Source organism: Arthrobacter sp. ov407 (assembly GCF_900102895.1).
In the GTDB taxonomy this organism is placed as follows: Bacteria; Actinomycetota; Actinomycetes; order Actinomycetales; family Micrococcaceae; genus Arthrobacter.
Genome location: NZ_FNGD01000003.1, coordinates 173401 through 189719, shown reverse-complemented (window position 1 = coordinate 189719; position 16319 = coordinate 173401). Strand labels below are relative to the sequence as shown.

Sequence of the window (16319 nt, the reverse complement as noted above, 5' to 3'; positions counted from 1 at the left end):
GGGAATGACGGCCGGGCAAAACGTGCCAGAAGACCCTAAACTCCGCACCGCCAGTCCGGCGGGCGGCATTCCACCGAGGCGGTGCGATGCGTCTCACAGCGGGTCTGGCGGATTCGCCCGGCCCGCGGAGCCCTAGACGGTCCGGCGGAGATCCGGCGGGCCGGCGTCGAGCATCGAAGCGATCCTGTCCTCAAGCGCAGCGAGCGTCGCCTCCGGCAGCACGATGAGCCCGTCGAGTTCCCGCCGGGCGCGCCGGTACGCCGTCTGGCGTTCGGCGGGAGTCGCGGCCGCGTCCGATGCGATCCGCAGGAGCTGCCGGGCAGTCTCCAGCCGCTGGCGCTCCGGTCCAGTGAACTTGCTGTCCCTGATCCGCTTGGCTTCCCGTTCGGCGACGTCGAATGCGAGTTCAAAACCGGTCACGGCTGCCCGGTACTCCGCAAGTCTTGCGGCGGTCCTGACGTCACCGGGGGCGGCGGGGCGCAACCCGTCGGCCTCACGCTTGGCCCGCAGGAACGCAACGGTGAGGGGCTCCCTAACATCAGTCATGACCGGAAAATCGATCAGCTTCCCCACATCGAGTTCGTAGTCCAGCCAACGCCTGTTGACGGTGTCGTGTGCCTTCATGAGGGCCAGCACATCGGCCTGGCTGGCCTGCTCCGCCTGCGCCGCCTGGTTCTTGAGCGTGTAGAGCTCCACCCGGCGGCGGTGCCTGCGTTCAGCGGCTTTGGACCAGGATCGTGCCCACCCGCCGGCCAGCCCGCTCAGGGGAAAGACCAGCCACCAAAAGTGAGTGACAAAATTGAAGAAGGGGTCCACGGCTTCATCCTCCCATCCGTTGGCGGCGGCGGAAAGCCCCCTCGGAAGAGGGGACTTTCCGGCCCGTTCCGGGACGTGCCGGGCCACGGGTGGCGTGCCGGGCGTCAGTCGCCGTGCTTGACCCGGTGCACCCGCGTGACGATGGTGGGGCACGGCACCTGCAGCAGGACCGCATGCGCCGTGGAGCCGAGCACCGTCCGGGAGAATGCGCCGCGTCCGCGGCTACCGATCACCAGCAGCCTGGCTTCAGCGGCGATATTTATTAGGGCCTTCGCCGGTTCGGTGTTCGTTTCTAGGCGCTGGTGAACTGTCAGGTCCGGATACTTGTCGCCGAGGCCGGCCACCGACTCAGCGAGCACTATCCGGTCCTCTTCGACCATGCTCTCGGCCAGGCCGCTGGAGGGCAGCTGTTTCTCGACCCACCGTGCCGGGCTCTTGAAGGCGAGGACCACGGTGAGCTCGTCGCCGCCCAGGTCGGCTTCCGCGGCCGCGAATGCGACGGCCTGCAGCGAGTCTTCGGAACCGTCCACGCCGACCACCACGCCCTTGGCCCCGGTGCCCGGTTTCGCCGGTATGACGGCTACCGGGCATTGCGAGGCGGAGACAACCTGCAGGGCACGGTCCGTCACGGGACCGCCGTCCAGCCAATGCTTGTCGTGGCCGCCGACGACGATCATGGCTGCCTCCTTGGACACCTCCCGCAGTACCGAGCCTCCGCTGCCATGACGAAGCTCGATATCCACTTCCACGTCCGGGGCCTGCCCGCTGGCGCTCGCCTGGGCTTGTTGAAGCAGGTCCATCCCCGCTTCCCGGACGACCCTGTGGTACTCGAAATCCGGCGACATCCAGCGGTCGTCCACCGCGTGGACGATGATGACCGGAAGTTTGTCCCGGGCGGCCCGCTCAAGGGCCCAGGCCAGTGCGGCGTTGCTTCCCGCAGACCCGTTGAAACCGACGACGATTGCTTTGCTCATCCGTAATCCTGCTCTCTTGGAATCCACCCCGGCCTAGAATCCGGTGGGCTCAGTCTCGAACTCCGGTTCCCGGGGCGGCCCTTCATGGTGCACCGGACGCAGTGCGGCGGTGTGTTCAAGCCAGATGAGGGCGTCGTAACGCTCTCCCATCCGGGTCGGAACGTAGTTGCCGGCTTCCTTCTCCGGGTGGTAGACGACGCCGATCGCCCGGTGCCCGAGCCGTGTAGAAAGCCATGGCCCGGTCCGGTCATCGCCGAACTCCAGCACTGACGGCACCCCGAGGGCCTGATGCAGGAAGTCTTCGTGGCTGCCCGGACGGGCCTCCGGCACCGTAAGGATGCGCTCGGGGCGGCCCCATCCGTCGGAGGCGATCACGGCGCCGCGGTGGGCTGCGAAGCCGACCAGCAGCACGCCTTCGCCCGCGTGGCGTTCGCGCAGCAGCTGCCCGACGTTGACCAGGCCGTCCTGCGCCATGTCGGTGGCCCGGGCATCCCCGATGTGCGTGTTGTGCTCCCAGATCAGGCCCTTCGACGCCGGCCCGAGGTGCTTGCTGACCCGGTCGATGGTGTCCGCCATATGGTGGTCGCGGACGTTCCAGGACTGCCGGTCACCGCGGACCATGATGCGGTAGTAGTGCTCCGCGTTGGCCGCGACTTCGGCGTTCTGGACGGCGTCGAAGGCGTCCTCCTCGTGCGGGCCGGGGCTGAAGACCCGGTTCCGGACCTCCGTCAGGAGGGCCACGACGTCGGGCTCGCAGGACTGCGGCACCAGCCGCGTGCTCCAGGCGTACTGGTGCGGGTCCTCGTGGTGGGGCAGGAAGCACTGCCAGGCACGCTCGGCGGCGGGCACGGCGTCGGGAACGTTCTCCTGCAGCCAGCCGATGATTTCGCGCAGCGAATCCCAGAGAGAGTAGACATCCAGACCGTAGAAGCCGACCCGCTTGTCCAAGGGCCGGCCTGCGTTCCAGCCGCGAAGCCAGTCCAGGAACGCCGCGACTTCCTCGTTGGCCCACATCCAGGTCGGCCAGCGTTCGAAACCGGACAGCAGCGCATGGACGCCCTGGTCCTTCCCCGCCTGGCCGCGGACCCAGCGGTTGATGCGCCAGCAGTCGGGCCAGTCTCCTTCCACGCCAATCCAGTTGTAGCCTTCCTCCGCGATGAGCCGCCTGCTGAGGGTGTCGCGCCAGGTGTAGAACTCGTGGGTGCCGTGGGACGCTTCGCCGATGGCCACGAAACGGCAGTCGGCAGCGCGCCGTACGAGGCCGTTGAGATCGCGATCGGTTTTCAGCGGCCGGGCGAGATCGTGGATCTCTTTCAGCACGGTGGTCCGGGTGACGCCGTTGGAGTTCATCGCAGGTCCTCGATGTCGATCGTCTCGGTGTCGGTGGCACCAAGGAACTTCAGGCTCGGCTGCTGGTGCTTCATGGCGCTCCCGTGGACCTTTACATCGCAAACGTGTGGAACTCGCAAACGTGTGGAACGGCGCAAAACCTTTGGCACGGCACAAACCTCTGGAACGGCGCAGGCCTGTTGAACTGCGCCGCCCAGTGAAGTGCGCGGACCTGCGGCTCGCGGTGTACGCCCAGCCTCCGCCCGGGCCTGCCAGGTGCCAAGGGCCAAAAGTCACCTCCGGGCACGCACCGCCCGCAGCCACCGTGGCGTTCCCCGCAGCGGGCGTCCATGCGCGGCTGCCCCGGTAGGATTTCGCCGGTAGGATTTCTTGGCGGGCCCTGCCGGGCCCGGAGCCGGGAGCCCGGCCCAACCCAGCCAACCCAGCCCAGTGGCAAGGACAATCCATGAGCACCAGATCCGCGGGGCCCCGGCGTCCCGACCGCCCGTGGACCCGCCACTACAGCCCTGGAGTTCCCGCCAGCCTCACGCTCCCCGAAGGGTCCCTTGTCGATCTCATGGACTCGTCCGTCAGGCGCTACGGGAACAAGACCGCGCTGGAATTCTTCGGCGCACGCACCAGCTACCGCGAACTTGGCGCCTCCATCAGCAGGGCAGCCGCCGGCCTGAAGGCGCTCGGCGTCCGGGCCGGTGACCGGGTGGCGCTGGTCCTGCCGAACTGCCCGCAGCACATCATCGCCTTCCACGCGGCGCTGCGCCTCGGCGCCGTCGTCGTCGAACACAATCCCCTATATACGGACCGCGAGCTTCGCCATCAGTTCGAGGACCACGGCGCCACTGTCGCCATAGTCTGGGACAAGGCCGTTGACAAGGTCCGTCAGCTGCCGGCCGACGTCGGGCTGCAGAGCATCGTCTCAGTTGAGCTGATACCGGCGATGCCGTTGCTGCAAAGGTTGGCGCTGCGGCTCCCCGTGCCGGCCGCCCGCGCGGCCCGAGCCGCCTTGGCCGCCGGCAAGCACGCGCCCCGGCCCCGGCCCGCGGCGCAGCCGGCGCGCCGGACCGTGCTGGCGTGGAAAGAACTCCTCGCCACCGGCGTGCTGAAGAAAAGGCATCCGCGCCCGGCCGCCGGTGATCTGGCCGTCATCCAATACACCAGCGGCACCACGGGCCAGCCCAAAGGCGCCATGCTGACCCATGCCAATCTGCAGGCCAATGCCGCGCAGGGCCGCGCCTGGGTGCCCGGGCTCGAGGACGGCCGGGAAACCGTGTACGCGGTGCTGCCCATGTTCCACGCCTACGGGCTGACGCTGTGCATGACGTTTGCCCTGAGCATCGGCGCGAAGCTGGTCCTGTTTCCAAAATTCGACGTCGACCTTGTCCTGAAGGCGCACAAGAAATCGCCGGCCACTTTCCTGCCGGCGGTGCCGCCGATCTACGACCGCATCGCTGCCGCCGCCGCAGAGCGCGGCATCGCGCTGGACAGCATCCGGTTTTCCATCTCGGGGGCGATGAACCTGCCGACGGCGACGGTGGAGACGTGGGAGAAGGCGACCGGGGGCTTCCTGATCGAGGGCTACGGGCTGACGGAAACTTCGCCCATCGCCCTGGGGAACCCCTTCGGTCCCAGCCGGAAACCGGGAACTGTGGGGGTCCCGTTTCCCCTGACCGACATTCGCGTGGTGGACCCGCGGAACGTTCTCCAGGACCGTGTCCCCGGCGCGGAGGGTGAGCTCCTGATCCGGGGTCCGCAGGTTTTTGCCGGTTACTGGAACCGGCCGCAGGAGACAGAGGAAGCGCTGCTGGAAGGCGGCTGGTTCCGCACGGGAGACATTGTCTCGGTGGACGAGGATGACTTCGTGACTGTCCGGGACCGCATCAAGGAACTCATCATCACGGGAGGCTTCAACGTCTTCCCCACGGAAGTCGAAGACGTCCTCTCCGAATACCCCGGTGTCAAGGACGTGTGCGTGGTGGGACTGCCCCGCCAGGGCGGCGGCGAAGACGTGGTCGCCGCCATCGTGGCGTGCGCGGGGGCCGGCATCGACCCGGAGGCGCTGCTGGCGTTCGCGCGTGGGAACCTGGCCGCCTACAAGGTGCCGCGCCGTGTTGCCCTGGTGGACCAGCTGCCGCGTTCGCTGATCGGGAAGGTCCTGCGCCGCGAGATCCGCGACACTCTCGTGGCCGGCCGGTAGCGTTCCCCTTGCTCCGGCCGACCACCGGAGCGATCAGTGCCCGGGCCAGTACCTTCGAACAAGTGAGAAAGCCGGCCGGCGGACCGCTGCGGGCCCGCCAGCCGGCGTTTCTCTGACTGAATTTACAGTGCTGAGCCCGTGGTGAACGTCCACGTACGGGTGATCAGCGGGTTACCGGCCAGGTCGCGGACACCAGCGGTGCCACCGGTGATGGTGACCCGGTACTGGGTGTTCGCGAGCAGGCTGGCTCCGGGGTTGATCGTCAGCACCCGGGTGGTGGTGTTGAAGGTGATACCCGAGGCGACCTGGGCTCCGGTGGAGACCCGATTAATCCGGACAGTGGCAACCGTGAAGCCGGTAATGGCTTCACTGAACGTGGCGGTCACGTTCCGGTTGCGTAGCACCCCTCTGGCTCCCGCCATGGGAGTCGCGGCGGTGATGGTGGGGGCCGGGCCAGTGGTGAACGTCCACGTGCTCGTCGCCATCGTGTTCCCCGCGATGTCACGGATCCCCGAGAGGGTCGCCGTGTATACCCGGTCCGCCGTCAACGTGACGTTCGGGTTCAGCGTCGCAACCCTGGTGAGCGCGTTGTAGGACACGACGGCGGGGATCAGCGTGGTGCCCAGCCGCAGCCGGAACGTGGTTCCGCTGACTCCCGTCACGGCCTCACTAAACTTGGCCGTCACATTCGCCGTCTGGCCCACGGAGCGGGCACCGGATGCCGGTGTCCGTGCCGTCACGGTGGGAGCCACGAATTCCGTCCGTGGTGTCACCGCCGCCGTTCGGGCCGAGAACCCGCCCGTGCCCCTTGCGTTGACGGCCGCGACGTCGAACGTGTACGCCCTCGCGTTGGTCAGGCCCGTCACGACGACGGTTCCGACGTTTCCGGTGACCGCCTGCGTGCGCGCCAGGACGGTTCCGGCGAAGGCCCTCACCGTGTAACCCGTGATGGCGGATCCGCCGTTGGACGCCGGCGCAGTCCACCTCAGGGTCGCCGAAGCGTTCCCGGCCGTGGCTGTCCCGATGGTCGGCGCCCCCGGCACGGTTGCCGGTGTCACCGTGTTGGAGGCTCCCGAGAACGGGCTGTCACCAAGGGCGTTGCTGGCCAGCACCTGGAACGTGTACCGGGATCCGTTCGTCAGCCCGGTTACCACCAGGCTGGTGGCGCCCGCCGGGGCGGTGCGCAGGGCACCGACCTGGACGCCGGCCGAGCTGGTCGTCACGTCGAGAACCTTCACCGAGAAGGAGCCGGCGATGCCGACGGTCGGGGCCGTCCAGTTCACCGTTGCCTGCCCGGCGCCTGCGGTTGCCGCGCCGATTACCGGAGCGTTGGGCAGGACGTTGTCGGAGAACTGCAGGAACTCGATGTTGCGGATCGTGTCCGTGCCGTCGACGCCGACGTTGTCGACCACCGTGGTGGTCGAGCCCGCCGAACCCAACGTGCCGTCGCCGCCCGTCGTGGTGACGGTGTAGTTGGCCCGCGGGCCGGAGAAGACCGCGACGTCACGGTTGCCCGCGGTTTCGAGGGCGGTGGGGGTCACGATTTCGCGGACAGCCACCAGGTTCCCCGGGCTGACGACGCCGGCCGCTATTGCAGCCGCCAGGGTCAGCGGGTTACCCGTCTGGTACTGGCGCTCCATGAGGTCGGTGGTACCGATCTCCACGCCTGCATCGTCCCGCACGCTGATGCGGATCTTCAGGTACCGGTCCCCGTCGAGTACGTCATTGGCGCCACGGCCCTCGAGCTTGTCGCTGCCGAGGCCGCCGATGATGATGTTGCCGTCACCCCAGACCGGACCGGTCAGCGGGCAGACGCCCATCGGGGAGAGTGCAGCAACGGGCGCAAGCGGGGTGGTCGGCGCAGGGAGGATGGCCGCCAGGCCGGCAATCCGGTTGATGCCCGTCTGGTCGAGGACGTCGCAGCCGCTAAAGCCTGCACCACCTACGGTGCTGGGCACTTCGTCGTCGCCCCGGATGACGTCATCAAACTTCGAACCGGAGTTGGCCTCCACTTCCTGCCAGCGGTCGCGGTTGACCACGACCGGCAGCGGAACGCCGAGCAGGTTGTTGTTGATCTTCATGTCGTCATCAGCCGGCACGGTGTCGTACTGGTGCGAGGCCCAGTCGAACCCGGCGGTACCGGCGTAGCGGTCAATCGCCGCATTGCTGGTCATGATGTCGTCGCCGCCTTCGGCATCGTAGTCGTTCTCGCCGACCTGACCGACGAAGATGTCGTTTCCGGGCTTAGTTTGGGCTGGGTCGTCGAAGAACGGTGCACCGTGATCGCCGATCAGCAGGTCCTGGCCGGAACCGCCTTGGATCCAGTCATCCCCGCCGTCGCCGAACGTCGCATCGGCACCGTCACCGGACTGCACGAAGTCGTTTCCTTCGCCGGCAAAGGTTTCGTTGTCGTTGGGGCCGCCGTTGGTGAAGTCCTGGCCGTCGCCGCCCATGTTGATGTCATCACCGATGCCGGAGTTGAGGTAGTCGTTACCCGGTCCGCCCTTGAGGACGTCGGCGCCGGACAGGTCCGTGATCCGGTCGTTGCCTGCGCCGCCGAGAGCGATGTCGTCGCCGCCCTGGCCTTCAATGACGTCGTTGCCCTCGTTGCCGAGGAACGTGTCGTTGTCGTTACCACCGGTGACCCGGTCAGCATTGGCCGTGCCGTTGTAGACGGACTGGCCGTTGATGCCGCTGGGATCGACCGTGTTCTTCTCCATGTACTGGATGGTGCCGTCGGGCTTGCGCAGGAGAACTAGGTTCTCCTTGCACTCGCTGGCTGCGTCATCGGCGACCGTAGTCCCCGATAGCGTGTACCCCGCCGGCGTACCGGCCAGGTTTCCCAGCTGGAACTTGCAGTCGGCGCTGCCGAAAGCATCAGCCTTGAGCGAGTGCGCGTTGGTGTTGCGCATGATCATCTCTGCAAAGGAGTTGCTCTCCAGCTGGGCCCGCAGATTCATGCCCGGCGTGCGCAGGAGATAGTAGAAGCGGTCACCGTTCTGCAGGTCAGTCAACTGGTTCTCGAACACGTAGTTGAACGTGCTGCCCAGGAGGCCGCCGAAGAGGTTGGTCTTCTCCGCCAGGCCGCCGACCCAGAGGTCGACCCTGTTCAGGCCGGTCTCCTGGGTCGCCCACGGACCGGCACTGTTCATGAAGTCCGTCATGTCAGGCGTGGGAGGAGTCGCCAGGGTGCCTGGATCAACGATTGCCTTGGCCGCCGCCCGCTTGCCCGCCAGCGTGGTTTCGCTGGTGATGGTCGGGTACGTTCCGTAGGCGGCTACGAAGTTGATCAGCGATTCCGGGTGCTTCATGTTCTGCCCGAAGTCCGCCCAGCTCGTGTACGGAGCCAGTTGGGCGTCGCCCGTTTCGTTGTTGATCTGGCGCCGCAGCTCGTTGAGCGGCGGGACGCCTTCGGAGCGTGCCCGGGTCATGTTGACCGTCGCCAGGTCCAGGGGAAGACCCAGCAGGTTGTTGCGCAGGGTGCCCGTCACGAACTCGTCGAGTTCGTTGCCGACCTGGTCGCTCATGCCCATGACGATGCTGCCGGCGGCCTCTTCCGAGGTCAGCTTGCCGCCCGCTCCGTTGTTGATGTACTCGGGCGGATTCAGGAAGCCATTGAGCAGTTTGACGGAGTTGTCGCTCCCGTCCGCGTTGGTGCGGGAGATGGTCTCGGTCAGCATGGAGTGTCCGAAGCGGTAGACCGCGTGGGCGAACTCCGCCCGAACGGCCGAGTTGATCTCCGTGTGGTAGACGTGGAAAGGCTGGATCGCAGGCTGGACCTTGCGGGCAAAGTCCTCGAAGACCAGGTGCTGGTACTCCATCTCCGTGACGAACCGGGCCGCCTGGAACAGGCGCTCGCCGTTCCAGCCGTTGGCACCCGCGGCCAGCTTCCACTCGGCCAGCGCGGCAACGCCGGTGGCCGACGTGTCATTGGTCAGGGTGTTCTGGATGTCGCCCACGAGCCGGTCGTGCTCCGAGTGGAACACCTGGTGGATCGCGGTGAGGCCGATGTTCTCGTTGACGCGGCCGTCACCGGCGCAGAAGTGCTCGTTGAGCATCTCGTCGTCGTAGGTCCTGGCCGGCTGGTTGGCAAAATCTGCCGATGCCGTGTCGTCATCGTCCGGGGTGGGCGCGACGGGCTGCGTGGCAGGGTTGTGGTCCGTGTCCTGGGGCGACGGGTCCGCGTTGTGCGCGATGTCGGTCAGGAACGGGGTATCGAAGTACCGCACGTTCGCCGGCACAGGAACAGGAGTTGCCGTGTTGCCCTCAACAAGACCTGTCAGGGTCACGTACTGCGGCAAGCCACGGGCGGGGCCGGGGATGAACTTGCCGTACGGGTCCGCCGCGATCATCGGGATGTTGGTGACGTCCTTGTCCTCCAGCCTGAGGCCCAAGACAATCGCGGCCTGAGCCTTCACGTCCTTCCACGTCGCCATCCCGCCGGCGGTGGGGCCGGCCGGACCGCCGAGCAGCTTGCCGGTTGCGACCGGCTTGCCACCGGTGTTGTTGATGTACTCCCGCAGGAACACCTGGTGGGAGGGGTGGGACGTGTACGTCTGGGACTGGTCCACGTAGGGCGAGTCCGTGTTGGCCGCCTCCTGGATGTCATCCGCCGTACCAAGGATGCCGTCAGTGCCGGGCTGATTCTGGGCCCGGGTGAGGACCATGAACGCGTTCGGGCTGTTGGGAGCGACCTCGTCGCCCGTGCCCGCCTTGCCGTCGGGGCCCACAGTGATCAGCGGGTCGTCGGCCTTGAGCGGAACGAACACCGTTCCGCCGCCCTTGACCGTCTGGTCCACGCCGTGGTCGAAAAACTGACCGAAGAGGGTGAACAAGGAGTTGTACGGCGGGGAGAGTCCGACGTCGGTGGTGACGTTGGGGATGAACAGCGTGTCTCCGGTGGGAACACAGCCGGCCGGCGCAGCCTCGACCGGCGGAGTCGCCAAGGGATCAGGATCGGTGGTGCAGGGGAACAGCCCGGGATTGCCTTGGGTTCGGACCGGGAACCCGGCAGCGGCCACAGCGGCGGGATTAGTGGACGTCTGGTCCACGATCAGGTTGCTGATTTGGCGGGGCTGGGAGTCGAACACATTGCCCGACTTTTGCGCATACGAGGACGTACCGGCCGGGCCGAAGCCGGCAGGGACAGCATCCGCTGTGTTGAATGACGGCGTCGCGTGACGCGGGAAAAGCTGGTCGGCGGCACCGAATGCTTCGCGGCCGGCGATCAGGTTGTTGCATGAGCCATCAACCGTTCGGAGACCGTACGAGGTGAGGGCGTCAGGGATCTGGTTGGGGCCCCGTCCGACGAGGGCGCCGCATGGGCCCGTGGCCGACGTCGTGTTGGCCACGTGCGCCTCGGCGATCTTGATCTGCTTGAGGATGTAGGCCAGGTCGGCCGCGGTGACGGTGAAGCCTGCGCCGACGGGGGCCGGCGCGGCGCTGGCGCCGAGCGCCGTTGTGGTGAGTCCGATGAAACTGAGCAGGGTCATAGCTGTCCCTGCGGCAACTGCGCGCGTTGGCCGACTAAAGGCACGTCTTTGGCCGTCGACCTTCCTGCATGCGAACAAATTCATTGCACACCTGCCTCTTTGAGTGAGTGATACTGAAAGAGTGCTGAGTGATTCCTTGGGGAAAACTGGGACCGGTCAGTCACTTACGATCCGGACCGCAGTCCGGCTATTTCCGGGGACTCCCACCACCCGGCTCACGCGCTGTGGGTACGCGCGCCGACGCGTTGGGATACTCGCCCTCAGGCCGTCGGCGGCAACGCAGTCTACGCGGGAACTACTGCGCGGGCGTGCTGCCGGTGAATAAGTGGACGGGTCGGCTACCCCCAAAGGACCCTAATTTTTGGCCTCTGCTACTTACGGCCGGCGTACAGCAGGTCCTCAGCATGCGCCAAGACTGTGCTGGTATAAGGGGGGTGCGCACAGCAACCGGCGGTACCCGGGCCGGATCCAGCCAATTGCTTGCGGCGCTCCGATCAAGCTGATAGGCCTGAAGGTAAGGTGCATAGTGGCAGATCAGCACGCCGTCCCATCCGGACGGTGGTTGCAGAAGGGAAGTTGACGTGACTCGCAAGACTCCTCGCATCGAGGAACCGTCCGAGAATGATCTCGTTGTCGGAGACGGGCCGAAGAGCTGGGCCGCCGGTGTCCCGGGCGTATACCACTCCATGAAGCCGGCCATCGAGCAGATGGGTCTTAACCGGACCCGCAAGACCGTCATGGCCATGAATCAGAAGGACGGCTTCGACTGCCCAAGCTGCGCATGGCCGGATCCGCACCACCGCAAGGCGTTCGAGTTCTGCGAGAACGGGGCCAAGGCTGTGACCTGGGAGGCCACCCCGATAACGGTTCCCTCGAGTTTCTGGGCGGAGCACCCCGTCAGCGAGCTGCGCAGCCAGTCCGAGTACTGGCTGGGCATGCAGGGCAGGCTCACCGAGCCGGTCTACAAGCCCGCCGGCGAGGACCACTACAAGCCGGTCAGCTGGGACGAAGCCCTCCGGCTTGTGACCGACAAGCTCAAGGGGCTGGACTCCCCCGACCACGCGGCGTTCTACACCAGCGGCCGCACGTCGAACGAAGCCGCTTTCCTCTACCAACTGATGGTCCGGGGCTACGGCACCAACAACCTGCCGGACTGCTCCAACATGTGCCACGAATCCTCTGGCTGGGCCATGGGCCAGACCATCGGCATCGGCAAGGCGACCGTCAGCTTCGACGACTACGCCAACGCGGACCTGATCATCATCATGGGCCAGAATCCGGGCACTAACCACCCCCGGATGATGACTGAGCTTGAGAACTGCAAGCACAACGGCGGCGAGATCGTGGCCGTCAATCCCCTCCCCGAGGCCGGCTTGCGCCGGTACAAGAATCCGCAGCAGGTCAATGGAGTCGTCGGTCACGGCGTCCAGATCGCGGACCAGTTCCTCCAGATCCGGATCGGCGGTGACATGGCGCTTTTACAGGCCGTGTCCAAGCGCGTTCTCGACGCCGAGGCCAAGAACCCCGGGACCGTACTGGACCACGCGTTCCTGGCCGAACACTGCGAGGGGCTCGAGGAACTCCAGGAGCACCTGTCCCGGCTGGATGAGCAAGCCGTGCTTGAGGCCACCGGCCTGCGCAGCGAGGACATCGACGAACTCGCCGCCCGCTACCTCAAGGCCGAGAAAGTCATCATCACCTGGGCCATGGGCATCACGCAGCAGAAGAAGGGTGTCGCCACCATCAAGGAGATCATCAACCTCCTGCTGCTGCGCGGCAATATCGGCAAGCCGGGCGCCGGCGCCTCCCCCATCCGCGGGCACAGCAATGTGCAGGGCGACCGCACCATGGGCATCTGGGAGCAGATGCCGCAGTCCTTCATGGAGGCCCTCGGTAAGGAGTTCGACTTCGAGCCGCCCCGCGAACACGGCACGGACGCCGTCGAGACCATCAACAAGATGCGCGCGGGCGAGATCAAGGTTTTCGTCGCCCTGGGCGGCAACCTTGTGGCGGCCATCTCGGACACGAATGCCGCCGAGGCGGCCATGGTGAACACGGACATGACGGTCCAGATCTCGACCAAGCTGAACCGTTCCCACACCGTGACCGGCCGCGAGGCGCTGATCCTCCCCACGATGGGCCGGACGGAGATCGACATCCAGGAATCCGGTCCCCAGTTCGTGTCGGTTGAAGACACCGTCTGCGCCGTGCACCCGTCCTGGGGCAGCGTCGAGCCGGTGTCCCATCATCTGCTTTCGGAGCCGGCCATCGTGAGCCGGCTGGGCAAACTCCTGGTGGGCGAGAAGATCAAGGCCGACTGGGACGGCTTTGAGAAGAACTACGACCTCATCCGTGATCACATTTCGCATGTCGTGGGCGGCTGCAAGGACTACAACCAACGGATCCGGCAGGAAGGCGGGTTCGTCCTCGCCAACGGTCCCCGCGACTCCCGCACCTTCCCCACGCCCACTGGCAAGGCCGTGCTGACTGTCAATGACCTCGAACTGGTCCAGCGGCCGGAGGGAACCCTGATCCTGCAGAGCATGCGCTCCCACGACCAGTTCAACACCACCATCTACTCGCACAACGACCGCTACCGTGGCATCAAGAAGGGGCGCCATGTGGTTTTCGTGAATCCTGACGACATCGCCGAACTCGGCCTTGCGGACGGGCAGTACGTGGACGTCCGCGGCGTGCACGACGACGGCGAGGAACGCGTGGTGCGCAAGTTCCGCGTGGTGTCGTATCCCACGGCACGAGGCTGCGCGGCCGCCTACTACCCCGAGGCCAACGTGCTCGTGCCGCTGAACCACACGGCCGAGGGCAGCAACACGCCGGTCTCGAAGGCGGTCATCGTCCGGCTCGAGCCGAGCCTGGACCAGACGCCCGAAGGCGCGGCCACCGTCCCTGCCGGGGTGTCCTCACCCTAGGCACACGCCAGCAGGCACACACCAGCAAGCACAGGCCAGCGCGGGCCGGGGCCACGGGACATGCCCAACCCCGGCCCCGGCGACTGGACATAACACCAACATGTCCATCCCTGCGCCCCGCCGTGGGGCATGTCCCGTGCTGCGGGCGCGGTCGCTACTGGGCCCTCTTGGTCCAGCCTTCCTCGTCCGGGCCGCCGGATTCGCCGTGCTCGCAGAGCTCAATGACTTTGTTCGACGCGGCGTGCACGGCCTCCTGCGTGCCCTTGCGGCCGTTGGTGGACGCGGTACCGGCCGCATAGCCCACAATGAACGCGCTGATGGCGTCCGCGTGCGGCCCGACGGCTTTGACGGATTCGTCCGCGACCTGGACTATTTTTTCGTGGTCGACTTCCAGGTCAAGGATCTGCAGCGCCTGAATCAGCCGGCTGCTCCAATGCCGCAGCGAGCTGTCTTCGTCTCGGGACAACGTCATTGCTACTCCTTCTTGCAGGGTGAATGGATCGTCTAACCCTCAAGGGTTAGCACCCGCCCCGGCGTTGCGCAACGCGACACAGCGGCAGGTGCCTCAACTCCAGAGCGCCACGTGGAACTTGGACCCCCGCCGTTCGAGTCCCCGTGAACCGCCGGGGGCGACCATGGCCGCGGTGGCGTCGGCGGTACCGGCAAACCTCTGCAGGGTCAGCGCCAGGGTGGTGGCCCGGCGGCGATCCAGGGTGCTGGCCCACCAGAGTCCGGAGATCGGTGTTCCCACCACCGGTACACGGATCAGGGAACCGCTACGGATTTCAGCCCGGACAATATGTCCCAGCGCCAGCATGGTTCCCTCCCCCGCCCGGACGGCGGCGAGGGCCTCCGTCTCGCTGCTCAGCCGGACGATCTCCGGTGCCACTGCCTGGGACGCCAGCCAGCGACCCTCCTCGCTGGCCGCCTGGATGCCGGCGGGACCGGCGAACCAGGGCCTGCGCAGCAGTTCGGCCAGCGCTACCGGTCCGTGAAGGGCAGCGAGCGGATGTCCGGCGGCCGCCACGACGATCCGCTGGTACCGCAGGAACGGGACGGAGTCGAGGTCGACGTCGCCACTAGCGTTGGGACGGGAACCGTTGCGGAGAGGGGGCCGGGCTCCCAAAGCGATGTCATAGACGCGTTCCAGCATCAGCGATGCAATGTCCTCGGCCTCCTCCACCACCACATCGACGGAGGCGCCGGGAACCCGGCGGGTGAATAGGTCCAGCAGGCGCCCGGCAGCGTGCTCGGCAAACGGCGCCGTGGCCACGATTTTCAGGCGACCGGTCTCGGTCTGGGCGTGGGCCACCTCCCACCGGGCACGGTCCTCCAGTCCCACGATGTCCTGGGCGTGTTCGGCGAGGGCCCGGCCCCCAGGCGTCAGCGCGATCCCGCCGTGGGCGCGCACGAAGAGCGGGTCGCCCAGATCCTGCCTGAGCGCGGCAAGCGCCGCCGAAACGGCCGGTTCGCTGACACCGAGGTGGACTGCAGCCGCGTGAAGAGAGCCCAGCTTGGCCACCAGGGCGAACGTCCGCAACTGTCCCAATGTCATCGCCACGGCTTCATAACCTTTCGCTTATGACGATATTGACAGCCCAATCAGGCCGGGGCAAGACTGACCTCAATCCGGCGCTACGCAGCCGCTGCACCATGCGCCGGCCCTTCGGAGTGAGGTAGGGACTATGCAGATTCCGGCTCCATTTGACTACGTGCGCGCCACTACCGTGGACAACGCCCTGGAACTTCTCGCCCGGTACGGCCCCGAATCCCGGGTGGTGGCCGGCGGCCACAGCCTCCTGCCGATGATGAAGCTGCGCCTCTCCCGGCCTGAATGGCTGATCGACATCAATGACCTCTACGAGCTTGATTTCATCCTCCGCGACGGCAACAAGCTCAGGGTCGGGGCCATGACGCGCCACACGACCTTGCTGGAGTCGGACGAGGTCGCCGCGCTGTTCCCCATTGTGCGCGACGCCGAATTGGTGATCGCCGATCCCGTGGTGCGCAACCGCGGCACCATCGGCGGCTCGCTCTGCCAGGCCGACCCGGCCGAGGACCTCTCCACCGTTTGTGATGTCCTCTCCGCCGAAGCAGTGATCCGCGGACCAGGCGGCGAGCGCATCCTGACCATGTCCGAGTTCCACCGCGGACCCTATGAAACTGCCGTCGGGCAGGATGAGCTGCTCTGCGAACTCAGGTTCCCCATCCGCCCCCGCTCGGGCAGTGCCTATGAAAAGGTCGAACGCCGCGTAGGCGACTGGGCCGTCGGTGCCGCCGGCGCCGCCGTCACACTCGCCGCAGACGGAACCGTCGACGACGCCGTCGTCGGACTTACTGCGCTGGGCCTTGGCCACCCGGTGACCGAGGCCGCGGACGTGCTCCGCGGCAAGCGTCCGGACGAGGAATTGTTCGCCGACGCCGGCAGGCTGGCAGCCGCGGCCTGCGATCCGGTCGCGGACCAGCGCGGCCCGGTCGACTACAAACGGCATCTCGCCGATGAGCTCACCCGGCGGGTACTGCGGCGGGCCTGTGCCCGCGCCGCCCAGACGCAGGAAGGCTGAAA

At 66.7% G+C, this 16319-nt stretch carries 10 protein-coding genes; 3 read left to right on the top strand and 7 right to left on the bottom strand.

Annotated features, from left to right (window positions below; all coding sequences use genetic code 11):
- Positions 1–132: 132 nt before the first annotated feature.
- From BLS42_RS05390 to BLS42_RS20145, 4 genes are all read right to left on the bottom strand, one after another.
- Positions 133–816 carry a hypothetical protein gene (locus BLS42_RS05390; protein WP_090577971.1) on the bottom strand — a complete coding sequence of 228 codons (684 nt, stop codon included), beginning with the start codon at positions 814–816 and terminating at the stop codon, positions 133–135.
- 104 nt (positions 817–920) lie between these two features.
- Positions 921–1790, bottom strand: coding sequence for a universal stress protein (locus BLS42_RS05385; protein ID WP_090577691.1), 870 nt, complete (start codon positions 1788–1790; stop codon positions 921–923).
- A 33-nt stretch (positions 1791–1823) separates the two neighbouring features.
- On the bottom strand, positions 1824–3140 hold the full coding sequence (locus BLS42_RS05380; RefSeq protein WP_090577688.1) for an erythromycin esterase family protein: 1317 nt from the start codon (positions 3138–3140) through the stop codon (positions 1824–1826).
- Entirely contained in the window at positions 3137–3289 is a 153-nt protein-coding gene (locus BLS42_RS20145) for a hypothetical protein (protein ID WP_176803207.1), read from the bottom strand. The genes BLS42_RS05380 and BLS42_RS20145 overlap by 4 nt, the downstream gene beginning before the upstream one ends.
- 296 nt (positions 3290–3585) lie before the next feature.
- Between BLS42_RS20145 and BLS42_RS05375 the strand changes: the two genes are divergently transcribed.
- The gene (locus BLS42_RS05375; protein ID WP_090577685.1) at positions 3586–5331 is read left to right on the top strand and encodes a long-chain-fatty-acid--CoA ligase; all 1746 of its coding nucleotides are present in this window, start codon (positions 3586–3588) and stop codon (positions 5329–5331) included.
- Positions 5332–5453: 122 nt separating this feature from the next.
- On the opposite strand, the gene BLS42_RS05370 is transcribed toward BLS42_RS05375, so the two are convergent.
- On the bottom strand, positions 5454–10823 hold the full coding sequence (locus BLS42_RS05370) for a peroxidase family protein (RefSeq protein ID WP_090577682.1): 5370 nt from the start codon (positions 10821–10823) through the stop codon (positions 5454–5456).
- A gap of 581 nt (positions 10824–11404) precedes the next feature.
- Between BLS42_RS05370 and BLS42_RS05365 the strand changes: the two genes are divergently transcribed.
- A complete protein-coding gene (locus BLS42_RS05365) occupies positions 11405–13753 on the top strand; it encodes an FdhF/YdeP family oxidoreductase (RefSeq protein WP_090577616.1) in 2349 nt (782 codons plus the stop codon).
- Positions 13754–13907: 154 nt separating this feature from the next.
- Here the strand turns inward: BLS42_RS05365 and BLS42_RS05360 are convergent, their stop codons facing one another.
- Together BLS42_RS05360 and BLS42_RS05355 are read right to left on the bottom strand one after the other, a co-directional pair.
- Complete coding sequence (locus tag BLS42_RS05360) at positions 13908–14225, bottom strand: DUF6457 domain-containing protein (RefSeq protein ID WP_090577613.1); 318 nt, start codon at positions 14223–14225, stop codon at positions 13908–13910.
- A gap of 93 nt (positions 14226–14318) precedes the next feature.
- Positions 14319–15308, bottom strand: coding sequence for a LysR family transcriptional regulator (locus BLS42_RS05355; RefSeq protein ID WP_090577610.1), 990 nt, complete (start codon positions 15306–15308; stop codon positions 14319–14321).
- A gap of 130 nt (positions 15309–15438) precedes the next feature.
- On the opposite strand from BLS42_RS05355, the gene BLS42_RS05350 reads away from it, so the two are divergent.
- Positions 15439–16317 (top strand): FAD binding domain-containing protein, encoded by an 879-nt coding sequence (locus BLS42_RS05350; protein WP_090577607.1) that lies wholly within the window; start codon positions 15439–15441, stop codon positions 16315–16317.
- Positions 16318–16319: the final 2 nt, after the last annotated feature.